Here is a 17,335-nt window from a genome sequence, read left to right as displayed (position 1 = left end):
TTATATATGTTACTTTTTCTTTTCCAGTAAAACGACATTCTCCACATGATGTGTATGTGGAAACATATCTACCGGCTGTACCTTCTTCACGGCATATTTCACGTCGAGCAGACTCAGGTCGCGTGCCTGTGTGGCCGGGTTACAGCTGACATAGACGATACGCTCCGGTTCGGCAAGAAGGATGGTGTTGATTACATCGTCATGCATACCGGCACGTGGCGGATCAGTAATAATAACATCCGGACGACCGTGTTGGTTTATGAAATCGGTAGTAAGAATATCTTTCATATCGCCTGCGTAGAATAAGGTATTTTCAATCTTGTTCAGGGCGGAATTGACTTTTGCATCTTCAATAGCTTCCGGAACGTATTCTATTCCGATTACTTTCTTTGCCTGCCGTGATACGAAGTTGGCAATCGTACCGGTTCCTGTGTAAAGGTCGTAAACCATTTCGTTTCCGGTCAGTCCGGCAAATTCGCGGGCTATCTTATATAAGTTGTAAGCCTGTTCGCTGTTCGTCTGGTAGAATGATTTAGCGCCGACTTTAAACTGAAGACCCTCCATCTCTTCGATCATATGATCTTTTCCACGGAATACCAAGATTTCCTGGTCGGTAATCGTGTCGTTGCACTTCTCGTTGATTACATATAATAAGGAAGTGATTTCCGGAAATTGTTCTGCTACGTGCGACAACAACGCTTCGCGACGTTCTACGTCTTCGTGATAGAAAACAACGACAACCATCAGCTCACCGGTTGAAGCCGTACGGATCATCAATGTACGCAGAAAACCTTCCTGATTTCTCAGGTCGTAGAAAGGATACCCTTCGTGTGTCAGGCAATAGTCTTTGATACAAAGGCGGATGCGGTTTGAAATATCATCCTGCAACCAGCATTTATTGATGTCGAGCACCTTGTCGAACATTCCGGGAATATGGAAACCGACACCATTCATACAATCGAACGTAGCTCCAGACTTTACTTCTTCTTCCGTCAGCCACTTCTTGTTAGAGAAAGTATATTCAAGCTTGTTCCGGTAGAAAGTGGTACGTTCAGATCCCAGAATAGGGAAAATCTCTTCCATTTCGATCTTTCCGATACGGGTAAGATTGTCGATAACCTGCTTGTGTTTATACTTTAACTGTTCCTTGTAGGGGAGATGTTGCCATTTGCAACCGCCGCAAACACCGAAATGTTCGCAAAAAGGAGTGGCACGTTCCGCTGAGTACTCGTGGAACCGTACAGCCCGACCTTCTGCAAAACTACTTTTTTTACGGGTAATCTGGATATCAACAATGTCGCCGGGAGCAACAAAAGGGACAAATATTACTTTGTCATTCACTCGTGCAATCGCTTTACCTTCAGCGGCTACGTCTGTAATTGTTACCTTTTCCAACAAGGGTAACTGCTTCTTATTTCTTGCCAATTTTATCTGTGTTTAAAATTTTCGCCACGCAAATGTACATATTTAGCTGATACGAATGGTATGGAATGGTTATAAAACATATAAAATTATTTAACTTACCGTATCCTGCATACCCCTAAATAGCATATATTTGCACCATTGCAATGTAGAGATAGCAAAACTGAAATCTAATAAATAAAAACTGTCTGACACATGGAAAAGAAAAGAGTCTACACATTCGGAAATGGAAAAGCCGAAGGTAAAGCGGATATGAGAAATCTGCTGGGTGGTAAAGGTGCAAACCTTGCCGAAATGAATTTAATTGGTGTTCCGGTTCCTCCGGGATTCACAATCACTACAGATGTCTGCTCGGAATATTACGAACTGGGCCAGGAGAAAGTAGTAGAGTTACTGAAGTCGGACGTTGAAAAGGCTATCGCTAATGTAGAAACGTTGATGAACTCCAAGTTCGGAGACATAGAAAACCCATTGTTGGTTTCTGTCCGTTCCGGAGCACGCGCTTCTATGCCGGGTATGATGGATACGATCCTTAACCTGGGTTTGAACGACGAAGTAGTAGAAGGGTTAACACGCAAAACCGGTAATGCTCGTTTTGCCTGGGACTCTTATCGCCGTTTTGTACAGATGTACGGTGATGTTGTTTTGGGTATGAAACCGACCAGCAAGGAAGATATCGACCCGTTTGAAGCCATCATCGAAGAAGTAAAAGAGGCCAAAGGCGTAAAGCTGGATAACGAGTTGACCGTAGATGACCTGAAGACATTGGTTACAAAATTTAAGGCTGCTGTTAAAAAACAAACCGGAAGCGACTTCCCAACTTGTGCTTATGAGCAATTGTGGGGTGCTGTTTGCGCCGTATTCAATTCATGGATGAACGAACGTGCTATCCTGTATCGTCAGATGGAAGGTATTCCGGCTGAATGGGGTACAGCTGTAACGGTTCAGGCTATGGTGTTTGGTAATATGGGAGAAACGTCAGCAACGGGTGTATGTTTCTCTCGTGATGCTGGTAACGGTGAAGACCTGTTCAATGGTGAATACCTGATCAACGCACAGGGTGAAGACGTTGTAGCCGGTATCCGTACTCCGCAACAGATCACAAAGATCGGTTCACAGCGTTGGGCTGAACGTGCCGGTATCCCTGAAGAAGAAAGAGCTGCCAAGTATCCTTCTATGGAAGAAGCAATGCCGGAAATTTATAAAGAACTGGATGCATTGCAGACTAAACTGGAAAATCACTACCGTGATATGCAGGATATGGAATTTACTGTACAGGAAGGTAAACTGTGGTTCCTTCAGACCCGTAACGGTAAACGTACTGGTTCTGCTATGGTAAAGATCGCTATGGATCTGCTTCACCAGGGAATGATTGACGAAAAAACAGCATTAGCACGTATCGAACCGAACAAACTGGATGAATTGCTTCACCCGGTATTCAATAAGGCTGCGTTGAAGAAAGCAAAAGTATTGGTAAAAGGTCTGCCTGCATCTCCGGGTGCAGCTACCGGTCAGATCGTATTCTTTGCTGATGATGCCGCTGAATGGCATGCTGCCGGAAAACGAGTAGTTCTGGTTCGTATTGAAACATCTCCTGAAGACTTGGCAGGTATGGCTGTTGCCGAAGGTATTTTGACTGCCCGAGGCGGTATGACTTCACATGCTGCTGTTGTTGCCCGTGGTATGGGTAAATGCTGCGTATCGGGAGCCGGTGGTTTGAATATCGATTACAAAAAGAAAACGATCGAAGTTGGCGGTGTTACGCTGAAAGAAGGTGACTTCCTGTCTATTAATGGCTCTACCGGGGAAATCTTTGAAGGACAAATCGAAACACAGGCCGCTGAGTTGTCTGATGATTTCGCAGAATTAATGAAGTTGGCCGACAAATATACCAGACTGCAGGTTCGTACCAATGCGGATACTCCTCATGATGCGGAAATTGCCCGTGCATTCGGTGCAAGCGGTATCGGTTTGTGCCGTACGGAACATATGTTCTTTGAAGGCGAAAAGATCAAAGCTATGCGTGAAATGATCCTGGCAGAAGATGCGGAAGGACGTAAGAATGCATTGAAAAAGATTTTGCCTTATCAGCAGGCTGACTTTAAGGGTATCTTCAAGGCTATGCATGATCTGCCTGTTACTGTTCGTCTGCTCGATCCTCCTTTGCACGAGTTCGTTCCTCACGATCTGAAAGGACAGGAAGAAATGGCTGCTGCTATGGGGGTTTCTGTAAAGACTATCCAGCAGCGTGTGGAATCGCTTTGCGAACATAACCCGATGTTGGGTCACCGTGGTTGCCGTTTAGGTAATACATATCCTGAAATCACAGAAATGCAGACACGTGCCATTTTAGGTGCGGCATTGGAATTGAAAAAGGAAGGTATTGTTGCCAAACCGGAAATTATGGTTCCGCTGACAGGTATCTTATATGAATTTAAAGAACAGGAAAAAGTAATCCGTGATGCTGCAGAAAAGTTATTTGCAGAAGTGGGAGACCGTATCGACTTTAAAGTGGGTACCATGATCGAAATACCACGTGCCGCTTTAACAGCCGACCGTATCGCTTCTTCTGCCGAATTCTTCTCGTTCGGAACAAACGACTTGACTCAGATGACATTCGGTTATTCACGCGACGATATCGCTTCTTTCTTGCCTATCTATCTGGAAAAGAAGATCCTGAAAGTAGATCCGTTCCAGGTATTAGACCAGAATGGCGTAGGTCAGTTAGTAAGAATGGCAACAGAAAAGGGACGTGCTATCCGTCCGGATCTGAAATGTGGTATTTGCGGCGAACATGGCGGTGAGCCTTCTTCTGTTAAATTCTGCCATAGAGTTGGTTTGAATTATGTTTCCTGCTCACCTTTCCGCGTGCCTATTGCACGTATCGCAGCGGCGCAGGCAGCAATAGAGGACTAAAGAGATTTTTAGCTAATCATTGATTTAGGCTGTAATGCATTGATATTCAAGCATTACAGCCTAAACTGTTTTTAGGCGGTTCGTACATTTGACCGCAAAAAATGAGCCAAATAAACGGCATTTGCATACACCACGCATACACTTTTGAAACCCCGCGCATACACCAACGTATACACTAAGAAACAACTTATAAATCAATTAGTTATGGCAACATTCAAAGTAGTAGTTAGAAAGAAGAGAACCGATGGCTTTTATCCGGTGTACATACGCGTCGTTCACCGCTCCAAAATGGGCTACATCAAAACTGATAAGCTCGTCACCGAGAAACAGATTTTGAAGTCTGGAGAAATTAAGGATGCGATAGTAAATGAGTACTGTTCTCGTGAGATTATGCGTTATATCGACATGGTAAATCGCAAAGATATTTCGGAGTACACAGTTACGGAGTTGATTGGGTATTTGACAGAAACTGATGCCGATGTATGCTTCAGCACGTATGCCAATCATTTCATCGACCAAATGGAAAGAGAAGGTCACGAGCGTAATGCGAAAAATTATCGCCTTGCCGTCAACCATTTGGAACGCTATCTGGGATCAAACCGTTTGATGTTTAGTCTCCTGACAACAGCTGTCCTGAGAAAGTGGATTGAAAGTCTGGGACAAACTAATCGTGCAAAGGAAATGTATCCTACTTGCGTGCGTCAAATTTACAAACGTGCTTTCATCGAGTTCAATGATGAAGAACGAAACATCATCCGAATTAAGTTCAATCCTTGGTTGAAGATAACGATTCCTAAATCTGACCATGGTATGCAGCGTGCTATTAGTGCCGAAGCGTGTCGTGAGTTCTTCAATCGTCCTCTGCCAAAGACGAAGATGCTATCTTCCCTTCCTGAATTAGGAAGAGATGTAGCTATGCTTTCATTGTGTTTGGATGGAATGAACACCGTAGATATGTATGAGCTCAAGAAGAAAGACTATCGCAATGGCATCATTGGCTATAAGCGAGCAAAAACTCGCCATAGCCGTAGAGACGAGGCCTATATGGAAATGCGTGTAGAACCTTTTATCAAGTCCACTTTTGAGAAGTACCTTTCTACCGACAAGAAGGAAGAGTATCTTTTCAACTTCCATCAGCGATACAGCAACTCTGATAGTTTCAATGCCAATGTAAACATAGGCATTCGAAAGATCTGTGAGGATATGGGTATGGATAAGGAGGATAACTATTGTTTCTATACCTTCCGTCATACTTGGGCCACCATTGCCCAAAACGACTGCGATGCCAATCTGTATGAGGTCGCTTTTGGCATGAACCATAGTCATGGCTTTAATGTTACTCGTGGTTACGTCAAGATTGATTTTACCCCAGCCTGGACGCTCAATGCTAAAGTCATAGATTTCATCTTCTTCAGCGATCAAAAGAGTAAGCAAGGAAAGGCTCGTGATTTAGAGGCATCAGAAGAAAAGCTGTTTCGTATTTCAAAGAAGATGATGATTTATGGTCGAGCTTATTTCAAAGGAAAGGTGGTTGGAGAGTTGACTGATATTGGTTTCAGCAATGTGGATCAGGTGATAGCCAAACTTGTAGTACAGTTACCCAAGGACATCCCTACCGGCTGTAACGTACAGTTCCGTCTCACCAATTGTGATACGCAACGTGAGGCCGTCTATGAACGAAGCAAAGGGAAAGGTTTTTAATTTCCCTTGTAGTCCCCAAGTGAACTTCCCAACGTAGAGGGAAAAACTTAGTTGATGCACAAAAAGCCGTATTGGTCGCAATGACTTGTACGGCTTTTGTTCTTCTTCCCTCTGGCTGGCACCCAGCTTCAGCCAGATGCTTTGCGCCCTATAGTGATGGCAAATGACAGCAAGATACCTTTCCACAAAAGCACAAAGAAATTCTTCACCAACCTGATGGCCAGTTTGAGTATGCTCAAGATAATCCACAATCCAAATTTGAAGAGCAAAATTGCCACCAAACATACTGGAAGCAAGTACAGAAATAATAGTAATCCGTACAACATAAGTTCAATATTTTACTTCGACATCATAGGCTAAATCTCTATGCAAATATAGTGATTTTCAACGAAATAATGAAATAATATCGCCTTTATTTTGAGGTGTAGATAGCTCTTTTACAAGTATTTAAGTGTCATGATTTGTTGATATTTTAGTCGATTATTCCATGATCTTTTAGTTTGGTTTACCGTATGCCAAAAGGAACATCTATAGTCCGAATCTCGGTTATTGCTATTTGGGTAGCACCACTTCATGAACCCAATTATCGAGTATCTGACTAACTTCGGATATTTGGTTTGGCGGCCATTGGGCTTTTATCATTAGGATGCTTGAGACTCTGGATGTATATGTCCTTTGTATCTCGGTTTATTACATCGACATATCAACGAACCAACATATTCATCAACCAGCCAATCGACGACTCCAAGCTATTATCAGTCTGATTATCCTGTAACCTTGGTTAGATGGATTACACAACTCATAGTCTGCGAAACCTCAGTCACTTGAGCCATGGGTTATTGGCTCCATAACTATTGTGTTGCCCATTTCTTCGCAAAGCGTTTCTTTTGATAACTTTGGTGCAATAAAGCTCCCTGGAGACCATCGAACTGCGTTGCAGGATTTGCTAAGCAAGTTGTACCTTTGTCATTACAAAACTGCGTTTCTCCATGCCAAAGGTGACTTGCCGACTGCCACCGCAGCGGGACGATTCCATCGTGTTACGCTCCGCGAAAGGGTGTCCGGGATATTTGTCCACCCAATTATCAGAAGAAGATGAACCAACGAACCAAGTACTTTCAGTTACGGCTTACTCCAACTGAAGCCGAACACCTAAGGGAGAAATCAGCTTCCTACTCCTCTGTGAGCCACTATATCCGTTCGGCCATAGCGGAATACTCCAATGTGAACGCCAAGCAACGACTTGAACTTATCAATGACCTTAGTGCGTTTCACCGAAAGTTCCAGAATGAGTTATCATGGGTTGGCAGTAACCTAAATCAATCGGTCAAGCGAGCCAATGAACTTTCGGTAGCCGGGTTACTGGCACCCAGTTATCTTCAGGAGGTCATAATGCCTCAGATACAGGAAACCCAGAGAACTTTAAACGAGATAAAACGAGAACTCGATGCCGTAACACAAAAGGCCATCAAATTCAAATAACCGAATAATTGAATAACTGAAATACCCAAAACACTCAGATGATTGCAACGATATTACCCGGAAGTTCAAACTTCCATGCTGTTGGTTACAATGAAAGAAAGGTAGCGAAAGGTGTAGCCCGATTGCTCGAGATTCAAAATTTCGGAGCACTCGGAACCTTCGGTAAGCCTACCCCCGATGAATTGGTTCAATATCTTCAGGATTATACCTCTCGAAACGATAGAATCCGTAAAGCCCAGTTTCATGTGGCCTTCTCCTGCAAAGGCCATGAGATGTCGGAGGCAGAAGTGCTGGACTTTGCCCATCGTTATCTGTCAGAGATGGGCTATGGTGAAGCTGGCCAACCTCTACTGGTCTATTCCCATTACGATACCGACAATACCCATCTGCATATCGTAACCTCACGTATCTCACCTGACGGCAAGAAGATAGCACACGACCATGAACGAAGACGTTCGCAGGAAGTCATCGACCGCATCTTGGGTAATGACCGCAAGAAGACGACCAAGAACGACATAGATGCCGCCAAAGAATACACCTTCTCCTCATTCGCCCAATACAAAGCTATCATGCAATCCATGGGTTATGAGGTCTATCAAAAGGAAGGAAAGGTATTCATCAAACATGGTGGCAAAGTACAGCAAGCGATGCCATTATCTGAATTGGAATCCTTGTACAAGAATGGTTATCGGGAGCGAACACGTTGCCGCCAGCTCCGAAGTATTCTCAAAAAATATCGTGATGTGAGTGCCAACAAGGAAGAGCTTCAGAAAGAGTTGAAGAGCAAGTTCGGTATCGACATCATCTTCTTTGGTAAGAAAGATGCAGCCTATGGCTACATGATAGTGGATCATGCCAATAAAACAGTTATCCATGGAGCCAAAGTCCTCTCGATGGAGGAACTGCTTGATTTCGCCACTCCCGAACAACGCTTTGACCGCATCGAGAGCTACATCGACCAGTTGCTCACCATCAATCCCAAGATTACCCAAGGCGAGATTTATCAGAAACTAAGAAAGCAGCGTGCCTATATAAAGAAAGGTGTCGTATACTTTGATGGCCAATCGCGGCCACTCAAGGATTTTATGGCCGAAGCTATCGACCGTAACAACCGTATTGAATGGGTTGAAAAATTCAAACCCACCACCGAAGCCGAGCGAGATTTGCTTTGCCGTATCTTCAAGGTCAATCGCCCGGACCTTGTTTCCCTCTCGTCAGAACGACCCAAAAACTACGAGCCAAGCGTCAATCGCTTGCGTGCAATATTCGAGGATGAAACAGCCACCGCCTCAGTCAGAAGCCAACTTCGTGCCGAAGGCTTTATCATACGTCAGGAAGGAGATGCGGTCTATGCCATCAACTTCCAAAAGCATGTCATCATCAATCTCTCAGAGGAAGGCTTCAATCTTGAACGCTTGAAGTGGCAGCCACAAAGAGGTAGCCAGCCTGCTCCATTAGCGAATAGTCAAGTAGGCTCGAAGCGACTACACTTGCCTAAGTTCAAAGATGGCGGTGGTGGTAGCCAAAGTGAGAAGCGTGAATGGGAAGTTGGTCAAAAGGGCAACTACGATACCGTTGACGATGAACGCTCTCTAAAGAGATAATTTGAACGTTCTAAAGGTTACAGTAGAAGTCGAATAGGACTTTCTATTGTAACCTTTTTAGTTTCTATCAACTCCCATAACTGGGATGATAAGTCCACATGTACTAAGGTTGAATCAACCCAAAGCACAAAAGTGTTGTGCATTTCGTTTTGCAGGTTACTCCACTTATATATTTGTCGGAGAATCAAATTTTATACAGGAATGATACAGACTCCGATTATCGTCACATTCGCAAACCAAAAAGGAGGTGTCGGCAAGACGACCCTCTGCGTAACCTTCGCCAACTATCTGGTGACGAAAGGCGTGCGTGTGGTGGTGATTGACTGTGACTTTCAGCACTCCATCATGAAATGTCGCAATGCAGACCTTCAAAAATATGGGGAACAGCAGATGCCCTATGAGGTATGGGCTTATGAAGCCAACGATAAGGAGATGATGACCTCCCTGATGGAGAAGTTGCACAATGATCCAGAAATCGATGTAGTACTGATGGATTCACCCGGTAGCTTGAAAGCCGAAGGGTTGGTACCGATGTTCGTCAATACGGACATCATTGTAGTACCATTTCACTACGATGTGGTAACGGTTCCCTCCACTGCAAGCTTCCTGATGTTTGTCGATAGACTTCGAAAGGCGGTTGGCGATCGAATGAAAGCCCAACTCTTCATTATTCCCAACCTGAATGATGGAAGAGTGGGAAAACGCTCAGAGCTGATTATCTGGGACAACACCCGGGATGCTTTTTCCAATTATGGCTATGTCACCTCCAAGATACCCAAGCGGGCAGATATGGAACGCTTTAGCACCATGGCCGCATTGGATATGCAGGTTGCAATCGTGACTCCAGTCTTTGAGAAAATCTATGTTCGCATGTTCAATACGGTCAATCCAATTCGGGAGGTTGAGCTATCTGGCATACAGCTTACTGAAAACATAGTGCCAAAGCCAGAGAAGAAGAAAAAGAGTTCTCCACCCGAAGAATCTGTTCAAGCTACCGATGAACCTACTGATTCTACAGATAAAGATAATACTCATAACCCTCAAACTTCAGACGACAATGACGAATGACATTCCTCAAATAGACGACCTCACGAAAGGTATCAACGACTCAGACTTCATCTTGGGCAAACCCAAGGACAAGGTGATACCGACTACTCCTATACCCGCTGAAGAACAAGCCCCATCTGCCACCATGGATAAATGTTGGAATGACTTCATGGGCTATTTGGAATCTCCTGACGAACAGAAAGACAAAAGCGACCGGTTGGTTTGCAAACTCGACCGTGATCTGGCCGATTCGTTGGATGATTGCAACATACACAACCGCTGCCGTAGCGACTTGGTTAACGCCATCGTTCGCTCCTTCTTCGAGAATTATCTGCCTTTGTTGGCTCAATATCGACGAGAAAAGAAATCCCTATTTACGAACCTCAAAGATGAATGATATGAGAAAGACCAAATGGACCGACAATATGATTCGGGCACTTACCGAGTTATACCCGGTAGAGACAACCGCCTATACAGCTGCTTGTCTGCAACTGAGTGAGACAGCCGTCAAGAACCAAGCCCGTAAATTGGGTCTTGGCAAGATTGCTAAATCCAAGTGGATGGTACGTGCCGAGCATGTGCGGAACCACTTCCATCAATGTTCCTTCTCTGAAATGGCCAGAGAATTGGGCATTACCAAGATGAGCGTCAGCCGTATTGCTGCCAAATTAGGTTTGATACGCACTAAGGCAGAAAGCTATCAAGTAGCCTCACGTATCCGTGGCGAGATGATTCGTAGAGAAAGACGTCGGGTAGTCTTCGGTTTGGAACCAATTACGCAAATTAAGGTAGTTTCCAATCGGGCCAGGGTTCGTCTTCGTTCCCGCCTCAAATCCAAAGGCTATATCGTGGACGAAGAGCGTAATACCCTTTTCTATACCAACGACATCCAGCGAAAGAATCACTTGGAATGTCGTGGTATGAAGTTAGGGCTGCAATTTCTACCTTTTCCCTTTCTGTGTGAAGTATCTCTATTAGCAACGCCTTAATCTCAACAGCTATGCAGTACGGACAAATAGTATTCATTCTCTTCATCCTGATGCTGTGTTATTATACAGCCCTCATCGTCATGGATATCCGTAAGGAAAAGGCAGCCAGGGCCGCTGAACACAATCTTCATGCAGAAGAGGATATAGACATTACTGACGAGGCACAGAACTTCCAACCTGTTCAGGTAAGCCGTGATGAAACGCCTAGGGAACCAAAGGGAAACGAAGTTGGTGGCTCAGAAGGTGAAGCTGGTGAAGATGATGAACCTGAGCAAGAGACACCCATTGAAGACCGAATCGTTTACCGAGAAGCCATTATGACTGATGGTATCTTGGTAGAGGAAATCATTCATGAAGTCAACAAAATGGCCGAGACTGGCACCTGCGATTTAGGGGCTGTTATCTTCAGTTGTGAGCACGCACGATAAGCATTTCTGCTTATCTGACTCTATACCCGTTTCTTTAGCGACCTCTGTTCCTTTGGCGATGACACTCATCAAATCATTTCAAAACAATGCAACAGATTAAAACAAGATTCCAACAGGCTTGGAATCGTCTCTTGAGTACGCGATTTGCCCAATTCTGCTTGACGTTAGTAGTAGCGCTAACGCTCTCTGTCGGTAATCTGATGGCAGCCAGTAAAGGTGCAGCCGGCTTTACCAAAGCTACGCAGGAAGTCAGTTCCTATCAAACTCCAGTCTCCAACCTTATGAAGGCCATTGCCGCCGTGATTGTATTGGTCGGTGCCTTCAACGTCTATTTCAAGATGCAGAATGGTGATCAGGATGTCAAGAAGACCATCATGTTGACCATTGGTGGTTGTATTGCTTTCATCGCACTCTCAGAGGCTCTACCGCTTTTCTTCAAGTAAAACCATCATATAATACAGCTATGGCAATGAATCCAGAGGGCTATCCTGTATTCAAGGGATTGCAAAAACCATTAGAGTTCATGGGCATTCGAGGCCGCTTCCTCACTTTGGCGGCAGCAGCCATCGGTGTCTCCTTCGTCGGCTTTATCGTCTTCTCCATTACACTAGGAAAACTCGCTGGGTTTATTGCCATGCTGGTGATGGCGATAGCAGGCCTCATTACTATCTACGTTAAGCAACGAGGTGGGCTTCATAACAAGAAGAGAGCCAAAGGAATATTTATTTACAAAAGTATTCATCGTCAAACATAATCCTTCTATCTATGGCACGCCACAAGAAACGAATCTTTGATGGGCTTTATGCGCAGTTGGAAGAGACAAATGGCAATGTCGTTCTGTTCTCTGTCAAAGGTGAACCGTCTGTCATTTTCGAGATGACTAATCCCGTCCAGCAACTTTGTACGGACGCAGAGCAATACCAGCTTTTTCAAGATGTGCTCTCCAATGTGGTACAAACCCTTGGCGAGGGCTATGCTTTGCAAAAGCAGGACATCTTCTGTAAGCAAGCCTACCACCATGAAGTACCTAAGGATGCGGAGTTCTTGACCAAAAGTTACTTCAAGTACTTTGAGGGAAGAGAATTTACAGAGATACGCACCTACCTGATTATTACACAGGAAGCCGTGCGCAGCCAGTTTGTGCAATACGACTCGAAAACCTGGTTAGACTTCCATTCTAAGGTATCGAAGGTGGATGATATTTTGACAGAGAAACGTATCAAGCATCGTAAGTTAAGCAAGGTAGAAGTCAACGAGTATTGCCATCGATTCATGGCTTTCCAGTTCCGACATGGGCCCTTCTCGATGACCAACTTCAAAGCCTCTGATGAGTATTTGAAGATTGGTGACCGCGTGGTACGCTCTTACCCATTGGTGGATATTGATGAGATAAACCTTCCTACGATGGTAAAGCCCTATACGCAGATGAGCATCAATGGTTATGGCATAGCTACCGATGTACTATCCTTCTTGACAAGCGTACCTCATGCCGATTGTGTGGTATTCAATCAAGTGGTACAGATACCCAATCAGCGAAAACTTCTTCGTAAGCTACAAGCCAAGGCCAAACGTCATGGCTCGATGCCGGATCCGAGCAACAAGATTGCTAAGTCCGACATCGAAGAGGTCTTGAACCGATTGGCGATTGACAGTACCCAGCTGGTCTATACCAACTTCAATATCTTGGTAAGTTGCCCACCGGAGAAGGTAACGCCCGTGACTTCCTATTTGGAAACCAAACTGTATGAGTGTGGCATCTTGCCTTCTCGCACGGCTTACAACCAATTGGAACTCTTTACGGATAGCTTCCCTGGCAATGCCTATGCGTTCAATCCTGATTACGATCTCTTCCTAACCCTGTCCGATGCCGCCTTGTGTTTTTTCTTCAAGGAGCATTTGAAAGCATCTGAGAATACTCCTTTGACGACCTACTACACAGACCGTCAAGGACTTCCAGTCTGCATCGACATCACCGGCAAGGAAGGAAAAGTAAAGATGACTGACAACGCAAATTTTTTCTGTATCGGACCAAGCGGAAGTGGGAAAAGTTTCCACATGAATACGGTCGTTCGTCAACTTTTGGAGCAAAAAACGGACGTGGTGATGGTAGATACGGGTGATTCGTATGAGGGTATTTGTGGCTATTACAAAGGCACTTACATTTCATATTCGAAGGAGAAACCCATCTCGATGAATCCCTTCAAAGTAACTAGAGAGGAATACGACCTGAACTTTGGCGAAAAGAAAAATTTCTTGAAGTCACTCATCTTCCTTATCTATAAAGGCAACGAGTTCCCTTCCAAGATAGAGGACATGCTCATTAACCAGACGATTGTGGAGTATTACGAAACCTACTTTCATCCGTTTGAAGCATTCTCAGACAAGGAGCGTGAAGGATTACGTCAGAAACTATTGGTTGCTGCCAAGATGGAAGATGATTACGAGACCTTTGCCCACCAGATGAAGGACATTGATAAGCAAATCAGTGAAGAACCTAAAAGCGAAAAGGCCGAGGAAAAAAGCTTGTTGCTTCCCTCTGAAGTGCGCCGTCTAAAATTGATCCGCCAGTGTTGTTCACTTACAGCTTTGCTTCATGATGAAGCCTCTACTGCCTCAGAAAAGGAGCGTGCCCTTCGCATCATCGATTCGCACAAAAAGGAATTGTATAACGATACCTTGCTTATCAAGATAGACAAGCAAATCAATCACATGGAAGAGCAAAAGAGACGATTGAAAGTATCAGAGTTGTCCTTTAACTCTTACTACGAGTTTGCTCTGGAGCGCATTCCGCAAATCACCACCTTGGAGAAAATCCAGTTCAATATCCGTGATTTTGCGGCTATCCTCAAACAATTCTATCGAGGTGGTGAGTTGGAAGTGACGTTGAACTCCGATTTGGATGTCAACCTCTTCGATGAGCAATTCATCGTGTTTGAGATAGACAAGATTAAGGATGATCCCGTGCTCTTTCCCATTGTGGTGCTCATCATCATGGACGTTTTCCTTCAGAAGATGCGTATCAAGAAAGGTAGAAAAGCACTCATTATTGAGGAAGCCTGGAAAGCGATTGCTTCACCTACCATGGCAGAGTATATCAAATATCTATACAAGACAGTTCGCAAATTCCATGGAATAGCCGGTGTAGTAACGCAGGAACTCAACGATGTGATTGATTCACCTATCGTCAAGGAGGCTATCATCAATAACTCAGACGTAAAGATCCTGCTTGACCAAACCAAGTTCAAAGACCGATACGAGGATATTGCCGCCATCTTGGGCTTGACACCTATCCAGCGCCAGCAAATCTTCACCATCAATGCCTTGAACAACCGTGAGAACCGCAGCTACTTCAAAGAAGTCTGGATATGTAGAGGTCAGAACTCCGATGTCTATGGTGTAGAAGAAGCCCCTGAATGTTACTGGGCCTATACTACAGAGCGTAGTGAGAAGGAAGCGTTGAAGATTTATCTTCGACACTATGGCACCATGCAGGAGGCCATCACTCATATTGAGATAGACCGCAAGAAAGACGGCAATCACTTCTATCTCGAGTTTGCACGTAAAGTCAATCAACAACAAAAAGTAATGTCGTTATGGTAAAGCTTCGTTTCTTGTTGCTGGTGACGCTATTGGCAGTCACTTCAACACACCTACATGCCGCATGGCGCATCGTCATCGACCGCCGTAGTTTGGCAGCCGTGTCAGCGAATATGGCTTCTCAAAAGCTCATCGAAGACCAACACAATGCTCGTTTGGACTCGATAGCCGAGAAGCAGCGCAAAGTAGAACTTTATATGGTGAGCATGGCCACCATCAAAGAACTCTACAAGATGTCGATGGAGAATATCAAGGGCTTCGGTACCGAGAGTATCTACTACAAAGAAATTGGATCCTGTGCATTTGATATTCTGCAGAATGTTCCTGAATTGGTCAAGACCGTGAGCAAAGCGAAGTTCACCAATAAGCTCTATTGTTTGACGGAGCTAAGTGGACTGGTGATGGAGACCCAGCAACTGGTGGGAAACTTCGTTAATATTGTAAACAATGCTAAAGTCAGAAATCCCCTCAAAGGACAAGGTACAGCTGAACAAAAAGACGATGGCTATAACCTGTTGGACAGATACGAACGACTATCCTTGGCCAATCGCATCTATACCGATTTGATGGAGATACGCTATAAGGTCGAAGGCATGATGATGATGGCACAGTATGCCACACTCAATGACTTGTTCTTTGCCATCGATCCCGAAGGATGGGCCAATATCATGACCCTGAGAAACGGTGTGAGCGGTCTTATCCAAGACTGGAATGGTCTTGTAGCCTCCAATTACTAACCTCAAAACAGGAAAACTATGATACGACGAATCGCATTTTATCTTGTTACGATATTCATCGTGCCGTTCAACTTGTCTGCCGGGGTCATACCTATCCCTAATGACTTGCCCACCCTTGAGGCATTGATGTCGCTTCATAAAGCTATCAAGAAAGATGAGGATAAAGCCTTGCAGCGGGTAGCTACTAGCTTTGGGGAGCAATCGCTAATCACCAAAGGGGCGAACAAGTTCAATGAGGTGCGCACCACTTTGAATACCAAACTCAGTAATGCTCATTCCTATCTGGTCTTGGCAGGAGCCGTTTCTTCTACCGCCAATTCGCTTTATCAGTTAGTCAAGGAGTACAAAGATTTTACAGGAAATACCTTTAATCACGTATCCAAGAAGCCTTTCGTAGCCTGGTACTACACTGATGCCAATTTGGCCATTGCTCGAGAAGTCAAGCACTGTTACAAGCTCTATGCTTCGGTAGCAGCTTCAGGTATCAACCTGATGAAGGCCTCCATGGATGAGAAACTCAACTTAGTCATGACCCTCAAAGCCGCTATCGACCGAGCAAGATACATCATTGACAATGCCAATCTCTATTGCTACCTCATGACTAACTGTGGATGGAAGCCCGACTACATCTGGGAAATACTCAATTCAGATGTAACCGATGAGATCGCCAATCGTGTAATCAATCAATGGAATCAAGGATATGAAAGCTAAGAACATTATAATAGCCCTTCTTACCATCGTGAGCATTAGCTACCCACTCAAGGGCAAAGCACAAGCTATGGTGCATGACGAAGAGAAAGAAAAGCAATGGAAGTCAATGGAGAATGGACCATGGGATTTTGCCCCTGACTGGTACTACTACTTCCTGCATAAGAGTTATTCTGGCGCAGAAACCTATTGGAAATGGGCCGGGTTCAAATCTGGTTGGCGGGTACGCTTCAAGGAGCACAAATCCAACGTCAAGCGCATCATGCCGGTGCGTGTGATGGCCGAGGAAACCCAACGACAGAAAGTCAAAAAAGCCGAAGAAGAACGTGCTTACATCGAGGAACTCTACAAAGAAGAGTTGTTACGTGAAGCTGATCGCGCAGTTGACCTCATGTATTCCACGTACAAGAGCGAGTTCAATCGGATGCAGGACTGTATCACCGAAGGCTTACTCTATTGCCTAACAAAGAGTAAAGGCCAACTTCAATACCAAGTCGATGAACTCAGCCGACAGAATGAAATCATCTGTGCCGACATCGCCTATATCCATAAGACAGGTATTGGTTACGGACTTGAAAATGCCAAACGTCAGCAAGCGTATGAAGAAGCCAAGGAGAAGATGAGTAAACTGGTGGATCGAACTGCTCGTTTATGCGCTGTAGCAAGTACCCATTATTAGACAATCAATTGCAAACTATAAAAAA

15 protein-coding genes are annotated in these 17,335 nt (G+C 44.6%); 14 read left to right on the top strand and 1 reads right to left on the bottom strand.

Going from position 1 to position 17,335, the window contains the following annotated elements; genetic code table 11:
* Positions 1–9: 9 nt before the first annotated feature.
* Complete coding sequence (gene rlmD / locus HMPREF1212_RS11575) at positions 10–1,425, bottom strand: 23S rRNA (uracil(1939)-C(5))-methyltransferase RlmD (protein WP_028729375.1); 1,416 nt, start codon at positions 1,423–1,425, stop codon at positions 10–12.
* A gap of 192 nt (positions 1,426–1,617) precedes the next feature.
* Here rlmD and ppdK point away from each other — a divergent pair, with 192 nt between their 5' ends.
* The 14 genes from ppdK (at position 1,618) to HMPREF1212_RS11500 (ending at position 17,310) form a co-directional block, all read left to right on the top strand.
* A complete protein-coding gene (gene ppdK, locus HMPREF1212_RS11570; RefSeq protein ID WP_028729374.1) occupies positions 1,618–4,338 on the top strand; it encodes a pyruvate, phosphate dikinase in 2,721 nt (906 codons plus the stop codon).
* A gap of 204 nt (positions 4,339–4,542) precedes the next feature.
* A complete protein-coding gene (locus tag HMPREF1212_RS11565) occupies positions 4,543–6,039 on the top strand; it encodes a tyrosine-type recombinase/integrase (protein ID WP_046149460.1) in 1,497 nt (498 codons plus the stop codon).
* Between the two features lie 1,095 nt (positions 6,040–7,134).
* Entirely contained in the window at positions 7,135–7,521 is a 387-nt protein-coding gene (locus HMPREF1212_RS11555; RefSeq protein ID WP_046149458.1) for a plasmid mobilization protein, read from the top strand.
* Between the two features lie 38 nt (positions 7,522–7,559).
* Complete coding sequence (locus HMPREF1212_RS11550; protein ID WP_046149457.1) at positions 7,560–9,125, top strand: relaxase/mobilization nuclease domain-containing protein; 1,566 nt, start codon at positions 7,560–7,562, stop codon at positions 9,123–9,125.
* Positions 9,126–9,326: 201 nt separating this feature from the next.
* Positions 9,327–10,193 (top strand): ParA family protein, encoded by an 867-nt coding sequence (locus tag HMPREF1212_RS11545; RefSeq protein WP_046149456.1) that lies wholly within the window; start codon positions 9,327–9,329, stop codon positions 10,191–10,193.
* Positions 10,183–10,569 carry a hypothetical protein gene (locus tag HMPREF1212_RS11540; RefSeq protein WP_046149455.1) on the top strand — a complete coding sequence of 129 codons (387 nt, stop codon included), beginning with the start codon at positions 10,183–10,185 and terminating at the stop codon, positions 10,567–10,569. Before HMPREF1212_RS11545 ends, HMPREF1212_RS11540 begins: the two co-directional genes overlap by 11 nt.
* 1 nt (position 10,570) lies before the next feature.
* Entirely contained in the window at positions 10,571–11,161 is a 591-nt protein-coding gene (locus tag HMPREF1212_RS11535; RefSeq protein WP_087880919.1) for an adenine nucleotide alpha hydrolase family protein, read from the top strand.
* 11 nt (positions 11,162–11,172) lie between these two features.
* Positions 11,173–11,589 carry a hypothetical protein gene (locus HMPREF1212_RS11530; RefSeq protein WP_046149454.1) on the top strand — a complete coding sequence of 139 codons (417 nt, stop codon included), beginning with the start codon at positions 11,173–11,175 and terminating at the stop codon, positions 11,587–11,589.
* Between the two features lie 86 nt (positions 11,590–11,675).
* The gene (locus HMPREF1212_RS11525; protein ID WP_046149453.1) at positions 11,676–12,032 is read left to right on the top strand and encodes a DUF4134 domain-containing protein; all 357 of its coding nucleotides are present in this window, start codon (positions 11,676–11,678) and stop codon (positions 12,030–12,032) included.
* Positions 12,033–12,052: 20 nt separating this feature from the next.
* The gene (locus tag HMPREF1212_RS11520) at positions 12,053–12,343 is read left to right on the top strand and encodes a DUF4133 domain-containing protein (protein WP_046149452.1); all 291 of its coding nucleotides are present in this window, start codon (positions 12,053–12,055) and stop codon (positions 12,341–12,343) included.
* 11 nt (positions 12,344–12,354) lie between these two features.
* On the top strand, positions 12,355–15,189 hold the full coding sequence (locus HMPREF1212_RS11515; protein ID WP_046149451.1) for a TraG family conjugative transposon ATPase: 2,835 nt from the start codon (positions 12,355–12,357) through the stop codon (positions 15,187–15,189).
* The gene (locus HMPREF1212_RS11510) at positions 15,183–15,923 is read left to right on the top strand and encodes a hypothetical protein (protein WP_046149450.1); all 741 of its coding nucleotides are present in this window, start codon (positions 15,183–15,185) and stop codon (positions 15,921–15,923) included. The genes HMPREF1212_RS11515 and HMPREF1212_RS11510 overlap by 7 nt, the downstream gene beginning before the upstream one ends.
* Positions 15,924–15,941: 18 nt before the next feature.
* Positions 15,942–16,634, top strand: coding sequence for a hypothetical protein (locus tag HMPREF1212_RS11505; protein ID WP_046149449.1), 693 nt, complete (start codon positions 15,942–15,944; stop codon positions 16,632–16,634).
* A complete protein-coding gene (locus tag HMPREF1212_RS11500) occupies positions 16,624–17,310 on the top strand; it encodes a DUF5045 domain-containing protein (RefSeq protein ID WP_046149448.1) in 687 nt (228 codons plus the stop codon). The genes HMPREF1212_RS11505 and HMPREF1212_RS11500 overlap by 11 nt, the downstream gene beginning before the upstream one ends.
* The last annotated feature ends 25 nt before the right edge of the window (positions 17,311–17,335 follow it).

Origin of the sequence: Parabacteroides sp. HGS0025, from assembly GCF_000969845.1 — a bacterium.
Classification (GTDB): Bacteria; Bacteroidota; Bacteroidia; order Bacteroidales; family Tannerellaceae; genus Parabacteroides; species Parabacteroides gordonii.
This window is presented reverse-complemented; position numbering and strand designations above follow the sequence as displayed.

What these genes read in the sequence shown, in the direction of transcription:
- ppdK (WP_028729374.1), top strand. Translation starts at nt 1,618, where the DNA reads ATGGAAAAGAAAAGAGTCTACACATTCGGAAATGGAAAAGCCGAAGGT.
- HMPREF1212_RS11565 (WP_046149460.1), top strand. Translation starts at nt 4,543, where the DNA reads ATGGCAACATTCAAAGTAGTAGTTAGAAAGAAGAGAACCGATGGCTTT.
- HMPREF1212_RS11555 (WP_046149458.1), top strand. Translation starts at nt 7,135, where the DNA reads ATGAACCAACGAACCAAGTACTTTCAGTTACGGCTTACTCCAACTGAA.
- HMPREF1212_RS11550 (WP_046149457.1), top strand. Translation starts at nt 7,560, where the DNA reads ATGATTGCAACGATATTACCCGGAAGTTCAAACTTCCATGCTGTTGGT.
- HMPREF1212_RS11545 (WP_046149456.1), top strand. Translation starts at nt 9,327, where the DNA reads ATGATACAGACTCCGATTATCGTCACATTCGCAAACCAAAAAGGAGGT.
- HMPREF1212_RS11540 (WP_046149455.1), top strand. Translation starts at nt 10,183, where the DNA reads ATGACGAATGACATTCCTCAAATAGACGACCTCACGAAAGGTATCAAC.
- HMPREF1212_RS11535 (WP_087880919.1), top strand. Translation starts at nt 10,571, where the DNA reads ATGAGAAAGACCAAATGGACCGACAATATGATTCGGGCACTTACCGAG.
- HMPREF1212_RS11530 (WP_046149454.1), top strand. Translation starts at nt 11,173, where the DNA reads ATGCAGTACGGACAAATAGTATTCATTCTCTTCATCCTGATGCTGTGT.
- HMPREF1212_RS11525 (WP_046149453.1), top strand. Translation starts at nt 11,676, where the DNA reads ATGCAACAGATTAAAACAAGATTCCAACAGGCTTGGAATCGTCTCTTG.
- HMPREF1212_RS11520 (WP_046149452.1), top strand. Translation starts at nt 12,053, where the DNA reads ATGGCAATGAATCCAGAGGGCTATCCTGTATTCAAGGGATTGCAAAAA.
- HMPREF1212_RS11515 (WP_046149451.1), top strand. Translation starts at nt 12,355, where the DNA reads ATGGCACGCCACAAGAAACGAATCTTTGATGGGCTTTATGCGCAGTTG.
- HMPREF1212_RS11510 (WP_046149450.1), top strand. Translation starts at nt 15,183, where the DNA reads ATGGTAAAGCTTCGTTTCTTGTTGCTGGTGACGCTATTGGCAGTCACT.
- HMPREF1212_RS11505 (WP_046149449.1), top strand. Translation starts at nt 15,942, where the DNA reads ATGATACGACGAATCGCATTTTATCTTGTTACGATATTCATCGTGCCG.
- HMPREF1212_RS11500 (WP_046149448.1), top strand. Translation starts at nt 16,624, where the DNA reads ATGAAAGCTAAGAACATTATAATAGCCCTTCTTACCATCGTGAGCATT.